This window comes from Curtobacterium sp. 260, from assembly GCF_030803485.1.
GTDB lineage: Bacteria > Actinomycetota > Actinomycetes > Actinomycetales > Microbacteriaceae > Curtobacterium.
The window spans coordinates 340,729-358,298 of record NZ_JAURUY010000003.1; the positions used below are offsets into that span (position 1 = coordinate 340,729).

Consider the following 17,570-nt stretch of genomic DNA (forward strand, 5'->3'; position numbering starts at 1 on the left):
GAGAAGCAATGCGTACGAAGAAGTTCGCGGCAGCAGCTGCCGTGGCCCTGACCGTCGCCCTCGGGGTGACCGCGTGCTCCAGCGCCGGCAACACCGGTGCTGGCGGCAGCGGTGGCACCAAGGAGATCGGGGACGTCAAGGGGGACGGCAAGACGCTGACCGTGTGGGCGATGACCGGGGACTACTCCGACAAGACCATCGCCGCGATCAACGACCAGTTCGAGAAGGAGACCGGCGCGAAGGTCAAGGTGCAGGTCCAGCAGTGGGACGGCATCACGACCAAGGTCTCGACCGCGCTGGCCACGAACACGCCGCCGGACGTCCTCGACCTCGGCAACACGCAGGTCGCGAGCTACGCCGCGAACGGCGCGTTGCTGGACCTCACCCCGTACGAGTCGGACCTGGCACAGGGGCAGACCTGGCTCGACGGCCTGTCCGACCCGGCCACGGTGGAGGGCTCGCTCTACGGCGTCCCCGGTTTCGCCGGCGCACGATCGGTCATCTACAACAAGCAGATGTGGAAGGACGCCGGCATCACGGAGGTCCCGACCACCTACGAGGAACTGACGGCCGACCTCGACAAGGTCAAGGCAGCGAACACCGCGAAGGACTTCTCCGCCTTCTACATGCCCGGTCAGTACTGGTACGCCGGGATGCAGTTCGTCTGGGACGCGGGCGGTGACATCGCGACCGAGGACGGCGGGACGTGGAAGGCCGGGTTCGGCGACGCGAAGGCGCAGCAGGGCCTCGAGGACTTCCGGGCGTTCGCGAACGCGTACTCGACGAAGGCCTCGGCCACCCTCAACACCGACAGCCCGGACATGAACCAGGTCTTCGCGGACGGCAAGACATCGGCCATCCTCAGCACCAGCGGCACGCTCGGCCTCATCGAGCAGGCGAACCCGGAGATGACGGCGGACACGATGGGCACCTTCCCGTTCCCGGGGAAGTCCGGGAAGACACAGCCGGTCATGCTCGGTGGATCGGACTGGGGCATCGCAGCGAAGTCCGGCAACACCGACCTGGCGCTCAAGTGGGTTGAGATCGCGTCGAGCCCGGACGTCCAGAGCAAGTACGTCTACGGCGACAACGGCTGGATCCCGAACAGCACCGAGGGCATCAAGGCCGCCGACTCCAGCCTGAGCGAGATCAACAAGGCCTTCTTCACCGCGGCGTTGAACTCGAAGGCGACCCCGGCCAACGCCCGGTGGGCCGACCTCGAGGGTGACCAGAGCATCAACACCCTGTTCTCGAGCATCGTCTCCGGTTCGAAGACGCCGGAGGAAGCCGCGGCGACCTTCGACAAGGCCGCCGACGACGTCCTGAACAAGCAGTAGGACGACCCACCAGGACGGTGCGGGTGCCGTCGTCACGCGACGGCTCCCGCACCGCCCGCCCCGACCGGAAAGGCCAGACGTGACCGTCTCAGCCACCCGCCCGAGCACGGAGCGCCGCAGCCGCCCCGACCGCTCGCCCGGGGATCGTCCCGGCGGCGCTCTGCAGCGCCGGGCAACCCGCTCGTTCGCCCCCCTCTGGCTCCTGACTCCAGCAGGGCTCGTGCTCGTCTTCGTGACGGTCGCCCCCATCGTCTTCCTGGTCTTCACGTCGTTCACCGACTACGACCAGCGCTCGCTCTTCACCGGTGCGTACGACGCCGTCGGGCTGGCGCAGTACGGGCAGATCCTCTCCGACCCGGCCTTCTGGGCATCGCTCGTCCGCACCGTGCTGTTCACGGCGGCGATGGTCCTCGGGAGCATCCTGATCGGCGCGGGCGTCTCGCACCTGATGACCCGGCTGGGCGTGGTGCTCCGCTACGCCGTCACGATCGTCCTGATCTGTGCGTGGGGCATGCCGAACGTGGCGTCCTCGCTCGTGTGGAACTGGCTCTTCCAGCCGGGCTACGGGGTCGTGAACTGGGCGCTCACGCAGCTCCGGGTCTTCGGCGACATGACCGACACCGACTGGGGCAACAGCGCCGGCCTGGCGTACACGTCCATCTGGATGCTCGTCGTCTGGCAGGCGGTGCCCTTCATCGCGCTCACCCTGTACGCCGCCGAGACGCAGATCCCGATCGAGGTGAAGGAGGCCGTCCGGCTCGACGGCGGCTCCGAGTGGACGGTGTACCGCGTCGTCACGATCGAGTACCTCCGACCGACCCTGCTCCTCGTCACGATGCTCTCGATCATCTGGGACTTCAACGTCTTCAACCAGATCTGGCTCGTCTCGCAGGGTGGTCCGGACGGTGCGACGTCCACCCTCGGTGTCTTCACCTACGTCACCGCGTTCGTCGGGCACGACATCGGGACCGGTTCGGCGGTCGCCGTGATCGCGGCGCTGATCCTCATGGCGCTCAGTGCCCTCTACATCCGGAACCTCGTCCGATCGGGAGAAGAGCTGTGACCACCGCGATGCCGACGGGCGTCCCCGTCCGAGCCGACGTCCCCGCAGCCGCCCCCACCCCCGAGGGCGTCGCGGCGACGAGACGCATCCGCCGTCGCCGGCGCCCCGTGCGCTGGATCAGCAGCTCCATCGCGATCGTGTTCTGCGTCGTCTGGATCTTCCCGGTCTACTGGATGATCAACACGGCCTTCAAGCCCCGCTCCGAGGCCCTGACCAGCACCCCGCTCTTCGCTCCGGCTCACCCCACGCTCGACAACTTCGTGACGGCCTTCACCCGAGCGGACTTCCTGGTCTACCTGGGCAACTCGACCATCGTCGTGGCAGGGGCCGTCGTGCTCTCGCTGGCCCTGGGCATCCTGGCGTCGGCGGCACTCTCGCGGTTCCGGTTCCGTGGCCGTCGCACGATCCTCGTCACGATCCTGCTCGTCCAGATGCTGCCGGGGACCGCACTGCTCATCCCGCAGTTCCTCATCTTCAACCAGGTCGGCCTCACCGGCACCTACGCGGGGCTGATCCTGGCCTACGTGGCTGCGGTGCTGCCGTTCTCGATCTGGGTCATGCGCGGCTTCTTCCTCGCGATCCCGATGGAGGTCGAGGAGGCAGCGCGCATCGACGGTGCCAGTACGTGGCAGGTCCTGACGAAGGTGCTCTTCCCCCTGGTGATGCCGGGCATGATCGCGACGAGCGTCTTCGCGTTCATCGCCGCGTGGAACGACTACATCGTCGCGTACACGTTCATGCAGGACCAGGCGCACTACACGCTGCCCGTGTGGCTCGCGTCGTTCACCACCCAGACGACCGGCACCGACTTCACCGGTCAGATGGCCGCGTCCGTGCTGTTCTCGCTGCCGGTCGTGGTGTTCTTCATGATCATCCAGCGCAACCTGGTCTCGGGGATGTCGGCGGGAGCGGTGAAGGGCTGACGCGACGGACGGGAGGCACGGTGCGGGCCCGCACCGTGCCTCCCGTCCGTGCGCGTCAGGTGCGCGGCGCCGGGTCGGGTTCCCCGAGCAGCCGGGTCGTCCAGTCGGCGAGGGCCGCGACCGCCGACCGCGAGACCGCCGCTCCCGGCACCATGCTCGTGAAGCCGTGGAACGCGCCCGGCCACACGTGCAGCTCGGCGTCGACCCCGGCGGCCCACAGTGCGCTCGCGAACGCCACGGTCTCGTCGCGGAAGACCTCGGCGCTGCCGCAGTCGACGTAGGTGCGGGGGAGTCCGGACAGGTCCTCGGCGCGCGCCGGTGCCGCGTACGGGGAGACGTCGTCGGTGCCCCGGCGCTCGCCGAGGTACGCGCCCCAGCTGAAGTGCATCGCCTGGCGGTCGGCCACGCCGACGCCGTCGATCTGCCGGGTCGACACGGAGGCGTCGCGGTCGTCGAGCATCGGGGAGACCAGGACCTGCGCGAGGACCTCGGGGCCGCTGCGGTCCCGGGCCAGCAGGACGGTCCCCGCGGCGAGGCCCCCGCCGGCGCTCTGGCCGGCGACGACGATGCGCGCCGGGTCGATGCCGAGCTCGTCGGCGTGCTCCGCGACCCAGACGAGTCCGGCGTAGCAGTCCTCGACCGGGGTCGGGTCGGGGTGTTCCGGGGCGAGACGGTAGTCCACGCTGACCAGCACGACGTCGTGGTCGAGCAGCCAGTCGTCGTACGAGTCGAGGTTGCCGAGGTGGTGGCCCATCACCATGCCCCCGCCGTGGATCGTGTAGACGCCCGTGGTCGGACCGGTCCGGCCGGCGCGCTGGATGACCGCGAGGTCGATCGGGTCACCGCCGTGTCCGGGGACGGTGACGCGCCGCCGCTCGAGCCCGCGGGCGCGCAGGCGGTCGTCGAGCTCGTGCTCGGTGATCTCGAGCGCACGCATGCGGGGGAGGGCTGCGGCGTCGATCGTGAAGGGACCGCGGGCCTCGAGTGCGGTGAGGAAGACGCCGAGTTCGGGGTCGAAGGGCGGGCGGGGCGTGGTGGTCTCAGGCACGGGAGGACTCCTGGTGGTGGTCGGTGGAAGTGGTCGAGGAAGAGGAAGAGGACGTGGACGGCATCGGCGGGGTCGAGGTCGGCGTCGGTTCCGGCGTGCCGACGCCGCGTCGCGCGCGGAGCACCCCGACGGCGACGAGCAGCGCTGCGACCACGGTGATCACGGCCCCGGCGACCTGCAGCGCACCGACGACGGCGGCAGCGTGCGCTGCCGTGGTCCGGGCGACGGTCACGCTGCCGGGGACGAGCGCGGCGAGCACCGTCCCGGTCGCAGCGATCCCCACCGCCGTGGCGAGTTCGCTCGCGGTGTCGACGAGTGCCGCCCCGATCGACGTGCGGTCCGTCGGGAGCCCGGACAGGACGCTGGCCCCGGCGACCGCTCCGACGACACGCATCCCGGCCGCGACGAGCACGAGGGCGACCGCGACCGCCGGGTACCCGGTGCGCCCGGACAGGGTGAACACGGCGAGCCCGACGACGGCGGCGGTCGCGCTCGTCCACGCGGCCCGATCGAGCCCGACCCGCCGGACGAAGGGCCCGACGAAGCGGCCGCTCGCGAGGAGCACCACGACCTGGGGCAGGGTGCCGAGCGCGGCGAGGGCCGGCGGCCACCCCCACGCAGCCTGCAGCTGCAGGGTCACCGCGTAGGACAGCCCGGCGGTGGCGAGCCCGGCGGCGGCCTTGTACGCCAGACCGCTCGCGACGAGGGGCCGTGCCACCAGGGTGAGGTCGAGCAGCGGGTGCGGGGCCGTCCGCTCCCGCACCACGAAGCCCGCGACGGCGGCGACGGTGGCGGTCGCCGCGGCCCAGGTCGGCCAGCCGGTGGTGGACACGGCGAGCGTCGGGGTCACCAGGACGCCGACGACGGCGGCCGTGCCGAGCACGGCGCCGACGAGGTCGAGCGGCTGCCGGTGCAGGTCCGCCGGCCGATCGGCCACGATCCCGGAGCGGATGCCGACGAGCGCGACGAGGGCGATCGGCACGTTCGCCACCAGGAGCACCTGCCACGGTGCCACCGCGAGCACGAACCCGCCGATCGTCGGGCCGACCGCCAGCCCGACGAGCCCGGCGGTCGACACCACGGTCAACGCCCGGACGCGCAGGTCGTCGGCGGAGAAGAGCCGGAAGGTCAGGGCCATCGAGCCGGGCGTGGTCATCGCGGCGGCGAGGCCCGTGAGGACCCGGACGACGACGAGCTGCTCCACGCTGGTCACCAGGACGGTCGCGGCGCTCGCCGCGGCGAGCAGCACCAGCCCGACGAGCATCGTGCGGCGACGGCCGAACCGGTCGGCGACCGCCCCGAACAGGAGCATGAGCCCGCCGAACGCGACCGAGTACGCGCTCGAGACCCACTGGAGCGAGGCGGTGGACGCGGCGAGGTCCCGACCGATCGTCGGCAGGGCGACGGTGAGGACCGAGTTGTCGAGCATCTCGAACAGGAACACGGCGGACAGCCCGGACAGGGCGATCCACGCGTCACGGAGACGGGCGGGTGGGGTGTGTGCAGACACGGGTGCACTCCTTCGATGAAGAAGTGGCGACTCCCGTGAGACGCGTGCACGCTCCCGTCCGCCGGAGCGGAGCGGGATTTTTCCCTCTGGGCGTGACTGTACCGCGATCGCGGTCGACCGCGCCACCACCGGGTGTACGCAGGACCCATGAGCCGTCCCCGCAGCCCCTTCCGTGGCCTCCGCGCCCTCGTCACCGGCGCCAGCGGGGGGATCGGCGAGGCGCTCGCCCTCGGGCTCGCCGCAGCCGGCGCCGACGTCGTGCTGGTCGCCCGGTCCGAGGGCCGGCTCGACGCGCTCGCCGAGCGGATCCGCCGCGACCACGGTGTGGCGGCGACGGTGCTCCCCGCGGACCTCGCGACGGCGGACGGCGTCGACGGGGTCGTCGCGCGTCTCGGGGGCACCCGGGTGGACATCCTCGTCGCGAACGCCGGCGTCGGCGACCACGGCCCGTTCGCCGCCTCGACGGACGAGCGCCTCCGGACCCAGGTCGACCTCAACTGCACCGCGGTCGTCCGCCTCGTCCACGCGTTCCTGCCCGGGATGCTCGAGCGCCGGCTCGGTGGCGTGATGACCGTCGCATCGACGGCCGCGTTCCAGCCGACGCCGCAGATGGCCGTCTACGGCGCGACGAAGGCGTTCGTGCTCTCGTTCACCGAGGCGGTGTGGCAGGAGAACCGGGGGAGCGGGGTCCGGTTCCTCGCACTCTGCCCCGGCCCCACCGCGACGGGCTTCTTCGACGAGGCCGCCCGGGGAGCGGGATCGGCGGGCGTCATGGAACGCGGGCGGCAGTCGGCGGAGCAGGTCGCGGCCGTGGGGCTCCGGGCGTTCGCTCGGCAGGGCGGCCCGACGGTGGTGTCCGGCCTCGGCAACGCCGTGACGGCGAACGCCCACCGGTTCGTCCCGCGCGGACTGATGGCACGGTTGTCGGCGCTCGTCACCGGCGGAGAGTGATCGCCGAGGTCAGCCGCTCGGTGCAACGAGCCGCTCACCCGTAGCCCTCGTCGTACAGCCGCCACCCGTCGGCGGTGTGGCGGAAGCAGAACTGCCACCCCTCGAGAGTCCCGGGGTCGGCGCCGCTCATGTTCGTCTCCGTGACGTCGACGGGGATGCACTCCTCGGCGACCCCGCCGCGCTCGTCGGCCGGGATCCGCTCGACGGCGCCGACGTTCCGGTGGACGAGCAGGTCCGGGTGCTCGTCGAACCAGGACGTCGGCTGCCGCTGCCCGCACCACGCCTGGTCGGGTGATGACGGTGCGTGCGCAGCCGTGAGGGCTTCGGTCACCGCGCAGTCGTGGGCCTCGGCTGCGCGGAGGACCTGCTCCGACGAGGCACCCGCCGGAGGGAGGCGTCGCGCGGTCTCGGCAGCGTGCTCGAGGTGCACGCCGATGCCGGCCCCGGTGGCGAGGACTGCCAGCGCGGCAGCGGACACGAGGACCGGCAGGACCCGTCGTCGTGGCGCTCGGTCGTGCGTCGTGGCCGTGGCGCCTCCTTCGACAGCGGTCGGATCCCCCTTGCTCGACCCTGACATGGCAGCGCTCCCGTCGGCATCCCCCTGCGGGACGAAGCCGACGGCCGGTCGGCCGGTCGGCTCGTCCCGCTCCGCTCCGCACGAGCCGGCAGGACACGCCGCTCGTCCTCCGCCCGGAGGGCGGAGGACGTCGGTGCGCGGCTCCGGACGTGACGGATCTGGCCCGCTCGGTGGGCCGGACGCGCCCACGACGCGGACGGACGGGAGGCGCGGTGCCAGCTGGCACCGCGCCTCCCGTCCGGTCAGATGGCTGGCTAGGCGTTCGCGCCCTCCGCCAGCACCGCAGCAGCCGGGTCGAAGTCCTCCGGCAGCGGCTCCGGCTTCGTGATGCGCGAGGTGATCTCGACGGGCTGGCCGGAGTCGGCGGCGTCCCGGATGCCGAGCATGACGTCGAGCGCGTGGGACGCGACGGCACCGGAGGCGCGCTCCGGGCGGCCCTCGGCGATCGCACGTGCCATCTCGACGACGCCCGTGCCGCGACCCCAGGTCGAGCCCTTGTGCTCGAGGGTCGTCGGTTCGTCCTTGCCGAGCGTCCACAGCGTGCTGTCGCCGTCGAAGACGTTCGGGTCCGGCAGCACGATCGTGCCCTCGGAACCGTTGATCTCGACGAAGCCGTTGCGGGGCAGGGCGTGCTGGAACGACAGGGTCGTCTGTGCGGACTGCCCGTCGGCGAACGAGATGAGCGCGGCGTGGTGCGTGGGCACCTCGACCGCGAACTCGGTGCCGGCACGGGGGCCGGAGCCGATCACGCGGGTCTCGCGGGACTTCGACGACACGGCCTGCACGCGCGAGGCCGAGCCGAACGCGTGGAGCAGGGTCGTCACGTAGTACGGGCCGATGTCGAACAGCGGACCGGCGCCCTCGGCGTAGAGGAACTCGGGGTCCGGGTGCCACTGGTCCGGGCCGGGCACGTGGAACATCGTCGTCGCGGTGAGCGGCGTGCCGATGTCACCGCGGGCGATGGCACGGATCGCGGTCTGGATGCCGGCACCGAGCACGGTGTCGGGGGCGGTCGCGTACCGCACACCGGCGGCCGAAGCCGCGGCCAGGAGCGCCTGGGCGTCCTCGGCCGTGGTGGCGACCGGCTTCTCGCTCCAGGTGTGCTTGCCGGCGGCGATGATCTGCTGGCCGACCTTCGCGTGCTCGGCCGGGATCGTGATGTTGACGACGATCGAGATGTCGTCGCGGGCGAGGAGCTCCTCGACCGTGCCCGACGACGGCACGCCGTACTTCTCGGCCTGCGATGCCGCGCGCTCGAGGATGAGGTCGGCGACCATCAGGACCTCGACGTCGGCGAACTGCGTCAGGTTGGTCAGGTACTGGTCCGAGATGTTGCCGGCACCGATGACGCCGACTCCGACGCGGCTCACTTGTCGTTGCCCTTCAGCCACTCGAGCGACTCGGTGATGCCCTGGAAGACGTCGCCCGAGTACGCGTCGAACTCGACGACGCGGATGGCCTGCGGTGCGGCGGCGAGGATGCCCCGCACGTCGACGTCGCCCTGGCCGGCCGGGGTCTGGTTCTCGAAGGCGCGCTGCAGTGCTTCGGGCACGACGAGGGCGCTCTCGGACGAGGGCAGCGCGGTGAGGATGTCACCGTCGACCTTGCCGTCCTTGACGTGGATGGCGACGACGCGGTCGCCGAGCGACTGCAGGACGGCCGGGGCGTCGGCGCCGCCGACGGTCGCCCAGAAGGTGTCGACCTCGAGGACGGTCTCCGGCGAGAGCTGCGACACGAAGAGCTCGTAGACGGTCCCGCCGTCGACCTTGTTCGTGAACTCCCACTGGTGGTTGTGGTACCCGAACTTCAGGCCGCGCGCGGTGGCCTCGGCGGTGAGCTCGTTGACGCGCTCGGCGATCTTCGCGACGTCGTCGGCGGTCTGCCAGCGGTCGGTCGGGATGAACGGGTCGATGACGGTCTGGATGCCGAGGCGCTCCGCGGCGTCCCAGATCGGGGCGGTGTCCTCGGCGTCGATCACGGCGACGTGGCCGGACGGGGCCTTCAGGCCCGTGGCGGCGAAGGCCTTCTCGAGGTCGGCGGCGCGCTCGACGAACGCGTACGGCTCGACGTTCTCGTAGCCGATCTCGCGCACCCGGGCGATGGCCTTGTCGAGGTCTTCGGCGATGGCGTCGCGCAGCGAGTACAGCTGCACAGAGGTGGTGGGCATGGCAGAGGGCTCCTTCGGTCCTGTCAGGTTGTCGGGGCCCGTCGAGGATCGATGCTCCCCGGCGAGATCGAGACCGACGCTACCCCAAAAACCACCCGCTGTGTAGTTTTTGTCGCGCGTCGCCGGTGCCGCACTCGCGCGCCGTCTGGACGACACGTGTCGATCACCCCTCGGGCGATGTATGCTCGCCGACGGAAAACCTTGCAGTACAAGGTTTCCGATCGACTCAAGGAGGCGTCATGAGCACACCCGAACCCGGCAGCCCCGCACTGCTGGACCCGGAAGCGGGCATCACCCAGCCCGTCAGCACCGTCAAGGTGGGGATCGGCTACCAGGTCGCCCTGTTCCTCGGACAGTTCGGCCTGTTCGTGGCGCTCATGGCCCCTGTCTACGTCAGCATGCAGATCAAGGCACAGGCCCTGGTCGGCGACGACGCGGCGAACGTCATCGGCTCCGTGCTGCCGATCGGCGCGTTCGGTGCACTCATCATGAACCCGCTGGCCGGCGCGCTGTCCGACCGGACCCGCACGCGCTGGGGCCGCCGCCGCCCATGGCTGCTCGGCGGTGTCGTCGTCTTCGCGATCGCGCTCGCCTGGATCGCCTACGCGCCCGACGTCCTCAACCTGACGCTCGGCTGGCTGCTCGCGCAGCTCGCCGCGAACGCCACGCTCGCCACCCTGCTCGCGAGCTTCGCCGACAACGTGCCGCAGCTCCAGCGCGGCCGGGCGTCGAGCATCATCGCCCTGGCGCAGAACATCGCCGTGCTCGCCGGCACCTACCTGTCGGTGTTCTTCGTCGCGAACCTGCCGGTGCTGTTCATCGCTCCCGGCATCCTGGCGATCGTCCTGGTCGTCGTGTACGCCCTGGTCGCCCGTGACGACCTGCCCACCTACAAGCTCAAGCCGTTCACCTGGATCAACCTCATCTCGTCGTTCTGGACGAACCCGATCAAGAACCCCGACTTCGCGTTCGCGTGGTGGTCGCGGTTCTTGATCATCCTGGCGACGTTCATGTTCACGACCTACCGCCTGCTCTACATGCAGGAGCACCTCGGGATCGCGGACCTGAAGGAGGCCACCGAGGCGGTCGCGTTCGGCGTGCTCCTCTACACGCTCGCCCTGCTCGTCAGCGCGGCACTCTCCGGCTGGGCGTCGGACCGCATCGGCCGCCGCAAGGTCTTCGTCGGCGGATCGACGGCGCTGTTCGCGGTCGGCCTGGTGATCCTCGCCCACGCCGACACCGTGACGGGCTTCTACGTCGCCGAGGTCGTCATGGGCTTCGCCTACGGCATCTACTCGGCCATCGACACGGCCCTGGTCGTGGACGTCCTGCCGAACGCCGACCGCCCGGGCAAGGACCTCGGTGTGATCAACATCGCGAACGCGCTGCCGCAGTCGCTCGCACCCGCGATCTCGCTCTTCTTCCTGAAGATCGGCAGCAGCCACCCGGACAACTACGAGCTCATGTGCTGGGCCGCCGGCATCGTCGCCCTGCTCGGTGCGCTGGTGGTCATCCCGATCAAGCGGGTCCGCTGACGCCCGTCGCACTGACGGACTGGCGCGCCCCGCTCAGCGGCAACGCGAAGCGTTGGGCGGGGCGCGCCGACCGAGCCTGCGAGGGAGGACGGTGCCAGCTGGCACCGCGCCTCCGGTCCGTTCGTCTGGCGTCCACCGTCGGTCCGCAGGTCGCGTCGTTACCGTGGGTCGGTGCGCTCCACCGACACCCGTTCCTTCGACTCCCCGGCCGGCACGATCGAGGCGGTCGTCGACGGCGACGTGACCCGCGCCCTCGGGATCCCCTACGCGCAGGCCGACCGCTTCGCGCCGCCGTCGCCGCAACCGCCGTTCAGCGGGCCGTTCCGCGCGGGCACCCCGGCGCCCGTCCCACCGCAGCCGAGCGCGCAGTTCGTCGACCAGCTCCTGCCGTCGATGGACCACCTGCAGGTCGACGAGCACTGCCAGCGACTCAGCATCACGGTGCCCTCGGACGTCCGACCCGACGAGCTCCTGCCCGTGGTGGTCTGGGTGCACGGCGGGTCCTACGTGCTCGGCGGCGGTGACCTGCCGATCCACGACGCCCACGACCTGGTGACCGAGCAGCGCGTGGTCGTCGTCACGGTGACCTACCGGCTCGGGGTGCTCGGGTTCCTCGGTGACGGCGAGACGGTGCCGGCCAACCTCGGACTGCTCGACCTGGTCGAGGCGTTCCGGTGGGTGCAGCGGAACATCGCCGCGTTCGGCGGGGACCCCGACTCCGTCACCGCGTCCGGGCAGTCCGCCGGAGCCGACGCGATCGCGCACCTCATGATCAGCGAGGGCGCCCGCGGCCTGTTCCGCCGCGCGATCGTGCAGAGCGCGCCGCTCGGGCTCTCGCGCGGGCGGGCGCGGATGAACCGGGCGATGGTCCGGGCCGTCGGGTCGGTCGCGGCGGACACGTCGCTCGACGAGGTCCTCGAGCGGCAGGCCCTCGCGACGAAGGCCGGTGGCCGGTACGGCCTGGCCGGCGGCATGCCGTTCGGCACGCAGTACGGGTTCGCACCGTTGCCCGCCGAGCGCGACACCGACCGGGCCTGGCGGTCGGTCGCACCGGAGGTCGACGTGCTCATCGGGTCCGGCTCGGACGAGGCGGGCATGTACGTGCCGCTCGTCCCGGGGCTCCGGACGGCCGCGCGGTCCCGCCTGGTCCGACCCCTGCTGCGCTGGCTGCTCGTGCGGCCCCTGTCCGAGGTGATCTACGGCCGCGATGCGCGGCGCTTCGCCGACCGTCACCGGGCCGCCGGTGGACGGGCGACGGTCTACCGGTTGCTGCGGCACCCGTCCGTGGCGCCGGTCGGTGCGGTGCACATGAGCGACCTGCCGTTGCTGCTCGGCGGTCGGTCGGCGTGGGTGGGCAGTCGCTTCGTGCCGGAGCGGGACTGGCCGGAGGTCGAACGGCGCGGGCGGGCGTTCCGGGCGGTCTGGGCGGAGTTCGCGCGGACCGGACGGGTGACGGCGGCGGACGACGAGACGCTGGTGTTCGACCGGGGGTGACCTCCACCGGGCCCGCACCGGCTGCACCGCGAGGGGCCGGGGCACTCGGCCCCGACCCCTGCGACGGTGTGCTGCGGTGTCGCGGTGCTCAGCCGCGACGCGTCGCCCCGATCGCCCAGACCCGGGGCGGTTCGACCCCGTTGACGGCGTGGTCGCCGACGATCCGGGCCTTGAACACCCACGGGTTGTGGCTCCCCGCGGCGCGGGCGTTCCGCCAGTGCCGGTCGAGGTTCTTCGTCGTGCTCACACCCGAGGCCGCGAGGGCGTCGAACAGGTGTGACGTCGCCGTGGTCGCGAGGGACGTGAGCGAGACCTGCGCCTGTGCGGTCGCGAGCTCGGCGCGGTCGTTGCGTCGCTCGTCCTCTGCCTCGTCGAGGGCAGCACCCTCGTACGCGGCCTGCAGCGCCTCGGCTGCCCGGTCGACGATCGCGGTCGCCGCGAATCCGGCCGCGGACACCTCGCCGACGACCTGCAGGATCTGCGGGTCCGCGGCGAAGGTGTCGGCGTTGCCGTGCGAGAACACCCGGTTGCGGTTCCTGACCTGCAGCGCGATCTCCCGCTCGGCGGCCAGGACGGAGCCGGCGAGCACGGTGAGGAGCACCGCCTGGTAGAACGCGGTCTGGTACTTGAACCGGTCGTCGAACAGCACGACCGCGTCGGCCTGCACGACGGCGTCGGTGAACGTGCTCGTCCCCGAGCCCGTGGTCCGCTGGCCGAAGCCGTCCCAGTCGTCCGAGTGGGCGACCCCCGGCTGGTGTGCGTCGACGATCGCGATGACCCGCTCGCCGGTGTCGGTGCGCTCCGCGTACGTGTCGATCCAGTCCGCGAAGATGCTGCCCGTCGAGTAGTACTTCTGCCCGCTGACGCGGAAGGTGCCGTCGTCCTGCGGCGTGACCTTCGTGACGACGTCGCCGACCTGCACGGCCCCGACCTCGGTCCAGGAGTTGCCGGCGATCTCGCCCCGACCGAAGCGTCCGAGCCAGGCATCGCGTTCGCCGGAGCGCCCGACGAGACGGTCCTCCACGAGGGCGAAGTGCCCGCGCAGGGCCTGCGGGATGTTGCTGTCCGCGGCGGCGAGCTCGGTGAGCAGGCGGAAGAGCTGCGGGAGGGTCGCGCCCGCGCCACCGAACGCGACGGGGACGCGGACCGCGCCGAACCCGGCGGCTGCGAGTTCGCGGATCTCGTCGAAGGGGAGCCGATGGTCCTGCTCCCGCTCGGAGGCGCCGGCGGCGATGCGGTCGAAGATCGGCCGGAAGCGACCGGCAAGGGTCTCGTAGTCGACCGGTGCGGTGGTCTGGGCGGTGCCGAGCTGGTCGGCCGTGGTGTCGGTCATGGTGTCGTGCCTTCCGGGTTGCGTGTGCTGTTCAGGCGGTGGCCGTCGGTGTGACGACCTGGGGCTGGGCGGGGGTCGACGGTGCTCTGCGACCCCCGCGTCGGGAGAGCACGGCCGCGCCGACGAAGACGACGAGCGCGACCAGGGCGGCGCCGACGGTCCACGCGGCCCCGGCCGGCCACCGACCGGAGAGCCCGAGGAGCGCCGGCGCGGTCGTGGTGGTCTGGCTGGCGAGGACGAGGGCCCAGGCGGTGTACCGGCCGAGGTCACGACCCAGGGCGAGCAGGAGGAAGAAGAGCGTCCAGAGCCCGGCCCAGGTCGCCCACAGCACGGCGAGGACCGGGTCGACGGTGACGTTCGTGACCGCGAAGACGACGGCGATCGCGGCGACGAGGCCGCAGAACCAGCCGAGCCCCGTCGAGCCGAGCCCCGCGAGCGCGTCGATCCCCACGTACAGGTAGGTGAGGCCGAAGAGGAACGTCCCCGCGATCGAGAGCAGGACGGGCAGTGACCCGTCGGCCGTGACGGAGACGGCCGTGCACAGCACGAGCTGCAGCCCGCCGATCAGGACGTTGAACACACCGCTGTCACGGCCGGGGACCCGACCGAGCAGGGTGAGCCCGTTGATGAGCAGTGCCGCTCCGGAGAGCACCAAGCAGATGTACGCCATGGCGACGACCGTGGCAGCGAGGGGACCGCCGCGGAAGGGTTGTGTCGCACTGTGTCCGACGGTGACGATCCGTGACGTCGAGCGCTCACTGCTGCTCCCGACGTCGCTCGCCCCCGGACGGGAGGTCGCGCGCACACCGCTCCGTGGGCAGGATCGACCACATGCCCGACGCCGACCTCCGCGCCCGCATCGTCTCCGGTGCCGCCGATGCCTTCCGTGACGGCGACTTCCACACGGTCGGCCCGGATGACGTCGCCCGGGCCGCCGACGTCACCGTGGCCGAGGTGCACCGCGTGTTCCCGTCGTGGGAGCTGCTCGTCGTGGCCGTCGTCGACCGGTGGACCAAGGACGGGCGCGATGCGCTCCGCGGGGTCGCCGAGCAGGAGGGGGCCGTCGCGTACCTCCGAGCCCGGCTCGACCGCGGACACCAGCACCCCGCGGTCGTGCGGGTCCGCGTCGCGCTGCTCAGCGCGACCTCGACCCCGGGCCACCCGGCGTCGGGGTGGTTCCGGCAGCAGTACACGATGCTCTTCGAGGATGTGACCCTCGCCCTCGTGCGGGACGTCGTCGCCGGTCGTGAGTCCCGCGGGGCTGCTCCGCGGCACGCCGCCGAGCAGCTCGTCGCGCTCTTCGAGGGGCTGCAGCTGCAGGCGATGCTCCGCGACGACGCCGACCTGCTCGCCGGGTGGGACCGTGCGGTCGCACGCATGCGGGCCGGCTGGGCCGCCGCCGCCGTCGCGGCCTGAGGGGAGCCGGCCGCGCGGGCACCGGACGTTCGCGCAGCGCCCTGCCGGTACCCGCGGGCACCCGGACGTTCTCGCAGCGCCCTGCCGGTGCCGGGTCCTAGGACCCGCGTGTCCCGTGCCCGCGGAGTCCACGCCCGACGAGCAGCACGACGGCACCCACGACCAGGGCGACCGCGACGAGTGCCGGCACCCGGAACGCCAGCGCGGTGACCACGCCACCGATCCCGCCGCCGGCGAGGAACGACCGCACCCCGACGGCCAGCGCCAGGACGACGACCACGGCCAGGGCCGCGACCGGGACGACCCGCTCGACGGGGCGCAGGGGCCCGACCGGCCGGACGTCGGCGCGTCGCCACCACACCGCAGCGACGACGAGCAGGGCGAGCAGCCCGAGCACGCTCGACAGGTCCTGCAGCAGGAAGGGCAGCGGGTACCCGCCGACGGCGGCGTCCCGCAGTGCGGGCCAGGCCCGGACCACGAAGCCGTGCTCGTGGGTGAAGCTGTCCCACACGACGTGCGTGACGCTGCCGAGCAGGCAGCCCACGACCACCGGCAGCACGTCGCGTGCACCGAGCGACGGCCGGCGACCCCAGCCCCGCGGCAGACGCCGACGCAGCCCCGGGACGACCGGTGACCATGCCGGCCGCACGAGGAACCACCACGTGGCGAGCACCACGAGGGAGACGGCGAGGTCGATGGTCGGGACGCCCCACCACGAGTGCGCGTCCTCGTAGGGCGGCAGGAACGGCGCGAACAGCACCGTGTCCGGCGCCATCGAACCGATCGCGACGGCGGCGACAGGCACGGGCAGGCGACGTGCTGCCAGGGCGACGACCGCGTGGCTGACGGTGAAGGGCACGGTCACGTCCTCGTCATCGGGCCAGGTGCGTACGGTGCACGAACCACTCGACGCCCTCGGCCAGGGCGACACCGGCGGTGTGCCAGTCGTGGCCACCGTCCTCGATGATGCGCTCCGTCACCGTGACGCCGGCTGCACGTGCGGCCGCCACGACCCGCGGGACGACCGGTCCGTACCGGCTGTCGTCCGCACCGGCCGCGACGAACGCGGCGGAGTCGCGGTACGTCGCCCGCTCGGCGAGCACTCGGAGCGGCTGCGCGGCCTCGTACGCCGCCCGGTCACCGCGGAAACCCCTCGAGACGGTGTCGTCGCGACCCTGCAGGACCGGCCCGATCTGTCCCGAGACGTCGATCCACGAACCGAACCGGTCGGGCCGGCCGGCCCCGAGCTGCAGGGCGCAGGTGCCTCCCTGCGAGAAGCCCGCGATGGCCCAGTCCGCCCCGCCGGCGGCAGCGTGCAGGTGCTCGTGGACCCAGGTCGGGACGTCGCGCGTCAGGTAGGTGGCGCTGTTCCCGAGCGGACCGTCGACGCACATCGGGTTGTTCGATGCCCGGGCGAGCTGGTCCGGCATCACGACGATCGGTGCGAGTCCGCGGTGCCGGTGGGCGATCGCGTCGAGCCGGGTCGCCATGCGGCCGGCCTCGACGATGTTCGCCGGAGCGGCGCCGGGTCCCTGCCCGGAGAGCATCACGACGACGGGCAGCTCCGGGGCGTGCTCGACGAGGGCGGCCGGGGGGAGCCAGACGATCGCGGGTCGGGCGTGGAAGTGCGACACGGTGCCCGGGATCCGTACCGCACCGTAACGGCCGTGGGCCGGCATGTCGCGCGGCGGTCGCCAGCTCGCGGCGTCGACCGGGGCCGATCCCGGGGCCGGGTCGTCCGGCAGGCGGAGGGGCGGCACGTGTGACTGCCCCAGTGCGTCGGCGATCGTGGGGAAGAGCCCGGCGTCCCGGTTCACCGCCAGTCCGCCGGACACCAGGGCGAGGGGGACCAGCAGCGCGGCGACCACCCGGGTCAGCAACCGGCGCCGCGGTGCCCGGCCACCGCGGACGAGTCCGACGACCGCGACCCCGAGCAGTGCGCACACCACACCCGTCCAGACCCGGTCGACCCAGGTCGGCGGGACGCCGAGCACGTCGAGGACGTCGCCGAGGAACCACGAGAGCAGGGTCCCGACCAGCGCACCCGCGACGATCGCGACGGCTGCCCAGCGCCAGGAGCGGCGGACGGCGGTGAGGACGAGGACGGCGGCGACCAGGGTCAGGGCGTCGACGGGCAGCAGCACGTGGGCGGACAGGAGCGGCAGGGTGGTCACGGGCGGGTCCGACGGTCGGGACGCTCTCGGGCACCCGGCGGG

At 72.2% G+C, this 17,570-nt stretch carries 16 protein-coding genes; 7 read left to right on the plus strand and 9 right to left on the minus strand.

Going from position 1 to position 17,570, the window contains the following annotated elements:
• Positions 1 to 8 precede the first annotated feature (8 nt).
• From J2X59_RS06120 to J2X59_RS06130, 3 genes are all read left to right on the plus strand, one after another.
• Positions 9 to 1,337 (plus strand): sugar ABC transporter substrate-binding protein, encoded by a 1,329-nt coding sequence (locus tag J2X59_RS06120; protein ID WP_326496050.1) that lies wholly within the window; start codon positions 9 to 11, stop codon positions 1,335 to 1,337.
• Positions 1,338 to 1,557: 220 nt separating this feature from the next.
• Positions 1,558 to 2,400, plus strand: coding sequence for a carbohydrate ABC transporter permease (locus J2X59_RS06125; protein ID WP_311205688.1), 843 nt, complete (start codon positions 1,558 to 1,560; stop codon positions 2,398 to 2,400).
• Positions 2,397 to 3,323 (plus strand): carbohydrate ABC transporter permease, encoded by a 927-nt coding sequence (locus tag J2X59_RS06130; RefSeq protein WP_326496051.1) that lies wholly within the window; start codon positions 2,397 to 2,399, stop codon positions 3,321 to 3,323. Before J2X59_RS06125 ends, J2X59_RS06130 begins: the two co-directional genes overlap by 4 nt.
• 55 nt (positions 3,324 to 3,378) lie before the next feature.
• On the opposite strand, the gene J2X59_RS06135 is transcribed toward J2X59_RS06130, so the two are convergent.
• Positions 3,379 to 4,371, minus strand: coding sequence for an alpha/beta hydrolase (locus tag J2X59_RS06135; protein WP_326496052.1), 993 nt, complete (start codon positions 4,369 to 4,371; stop codon positions 3,379 to 3,381).
• Positions 4,364 to 5,881, minus strand: a complete 1,518-nt coding sequence (locus tag J2X59_RS06140; RefSeq protein WP_326496053.1) for an MFS transporter — start codon at positions 5,879 to 5,881, stop codon at positions 4,364 to 4,366. Before J2X59_RS06140 ends, J2X59_RS06135 begins: the two co-directional genes overlap by 8 nt.
• Positions 5,882 to 6,028: 147 nt before the next feature.
• Between J2X59_RS06140 and J2X59_RS06145 the strand changes: the two genes are divergently transcribed.
• The gene (locus J2X59_RS06145; RefSeq protein WP_326496054.1) at positions 6,029 to 6,832 is read left to right on the plus strand and encodes an SDR family NAD(P)-dependent oxidoreductase; all 804 of its coding nucleotides are present in this window, start codon (positions 6,029 to 6,031) and stop codon (positions 6,830 to 6,832) included.
• A 34-nt stretch (positions 6,833 to 6,866) separates the two neighbouring features.
• On the opposite strand, the gene J2X59_RS06150 is transcribed toward J2X59_RS06145, so the two are convergent.
• From J2X59_RS06150 to J2X59_RS06160, 3 genes are all read right to left on the minus strand, one after another.
• The gene (locus J2X59_RS06150) at positions 6,867 to 7,409 is read right to left on the minus strand and encodes a hypothetical protein (RefSeq protein WP_326496055.1); all 543 of its coding nucleotides are present in this window, start codon (positions 7,407 to 7,409) and stop codon (positions 6,867 to 6,869) included.
• A gap of 254 nt (positions 7,410 to 7,663) precedes the next feature.
• Positions 7,664 to 8,779 (minus strand): Gfo/Idh/MocA family protein, encoded by a 1,116-nt coding sequence (locus J2X59_RS06155; RefSeq protein WP_326496056.1) that lies wholly within the window; start codon positions 8,777 to 8,779, stop codon positions 7,664 to 7,666.
• Entirely contained in the window at positions 8,776 to 9,576 is an 801-nt protein-coding gene (locus tag J2X59_RS06160; protein ID WP_326496057.1) for a sugar phosphate isomerase/epimerase family protein, read from the minus strand. Before J2X59_RS06160 ends, J2X59_RS06155 begins: the two co-directional genes overlap by 4 nt.
• A 239-nt stretch (positions 9,577 to 9,815) precedes the next feature.
• On the opposite strand from J2X59_RS06160, the gene J2X59_RS06165 reads away from it, so the two are divergent.
• Positions 9,816 to 11,111, plus strand: a complete 1,296-nt coding sequence (locus J2X59_RS06165) for an MFS transporter (RefSeq protein ID WP_066651247.1) — start codon at positions 9,816 to 9,818, stop codon at positions 11,109 to 11,111.
• A 171-nt stretch (positions 11,112 to 11,282) separates the two neighbouring features.
• Positions 11,283 to 12,605, plus strand: a complete 1,323-nt coding sequence (locus J2X59_RS06170; RefSeq protein ID WP_326496058.1) for a carboxylesterase family protein — start codon at positions 11,283 to 11,285, stop codon at positions 12,603 to 12,605.
• Between the two features lie 88 nt (positions 12,606 to 12,693).
• Here J2X59_RS06170 and J2X59_RS06175 read toward each other — a convergent pair whose 3' ends face one another.
• A complete protein-coding gene (locus J2X59_RS06175; protein ID WP_326496059.1) occupies positions 12,694 to 13,938 on the minus strand; it encodes an acyl-CoA dehydrogenase family protein in 1,245 nt (414 codons plus the stop codon).
• Between the two features lie 31 nt (positions 13,939 to 13,969).
• Positions 13,970 to 14,608, minus strand: coding sequence for an AmiS/UreI family transporter (locus tag J2X59_RS06180; protein WP_066657566.1), 639 nt, complete (start codon positions 14,606 to 14,608; stop codon positions 13,970 to 13,972).
• A 161-nt stretch (positions 14,609 to 14,769) separates the two neighbouring features.
• Between J2X59_RS06180 and J2X59_RS06185 the strand changes: the two genes are divergently transcribed.
• Positions 14,770 to 15,354 (plus strand): TetR/AcrR family transcriptional regulator, encoded by a 585-nt coding sequence (locus J2X59_RS06185; RefSeq protein ID WP_326496060.1) that lies wholly within the window; start codon positions 14,770 to 14,772, stop codon positions 15,352 to 15,354.
• Between the two features lie 97 nt (positions 15,355 to 15,451).
• Here the strand turns inward: J2X59_RS06185 and J2X59_RS06190 are convergent, their stop codons facing one another.
• Positions 15,452 to 16,213, minus strand: a complete 762-nt coding sequence (locus J2X59_RS06190) for a DUF4184 family protein (protein WP_326496061.1) — start codon at positions 16,211 to 16,213, stop codon at positions 15,452 to 15,454.
• A gap of 13 nt (positions 16,214 to 16,226) precedes the next feature.
• Entirely contained in the window at positions 16,227 to 17,528 is a 1,302-nt protein-coding gene (locus J2X59_RS06195; protein ID WP_326496062.1) for an alpha/beta hydrolase, read from the minus strand.
• Between the last annotated feature and the right edge of the window lie 42 nt (positions 17,529 to 17,570).

Bases quoted from the DNA above. Each gene is read 5' to 3' on its own strand.
- J2X59_RS06120 (WP_326496050.1), top strand. From the start codon at position 9: ATGCGTACGAAGAAGTTCGCGGCAGCAGCTGCCGTGGCCCTGACCGTC.
- J2X59_RS06145 (WP_326496054.1), top strand. From the start codon at position 6,029: ATGAGCCGTCCCCGCAGCCCCTTCCGTGGCCTCCGCGCCCTCGTCACC.
- J2X59_RS06150 (WP_326496055.1), bottom strand. From the start codon at position 7,409: ATGTCAGGGTCGAGCAAGGGGGATCCGACCGCTGTCGAAGGAGGCGCC.
- J2X59_RS06160 (WP_326496057.1), bottom strand. From the start codon at position 9,576: ATGCCCACCACCTCTGTGCAGCTGTACTCGCTGCGCGACGCCATCGCC.
- J2X59_RS06165 (WP_066651247.1), top strand. From the start codon at position 9,816: ATGAGCACACCCGAACCCGGCAGCCCCGCACTGCTGGACCCGGAAGCG.
- J2X59_RS06175 (WP_326496059.1), bottom strand. From the start codon at position 13,938: ATGACCGACACCACGGCCGACCAGCTCGGCACCGCCCAGACCACCGCA.
- J2X59_RS06180 (WP_066657566.1), bottom strand. From the start codon at position 14,608: ATGGCGTACATCTGCTTGGTGCTCTCCGGAGCGGCACTGCTCATCAAC.
- J2X59_RS06185 (WP_326496060.1), top strand. From the start codon at position 14,770: ATGCCCGACGCCGACCTCCGCGCCCGCATCGTCTCCGGTGCCGCCGAT.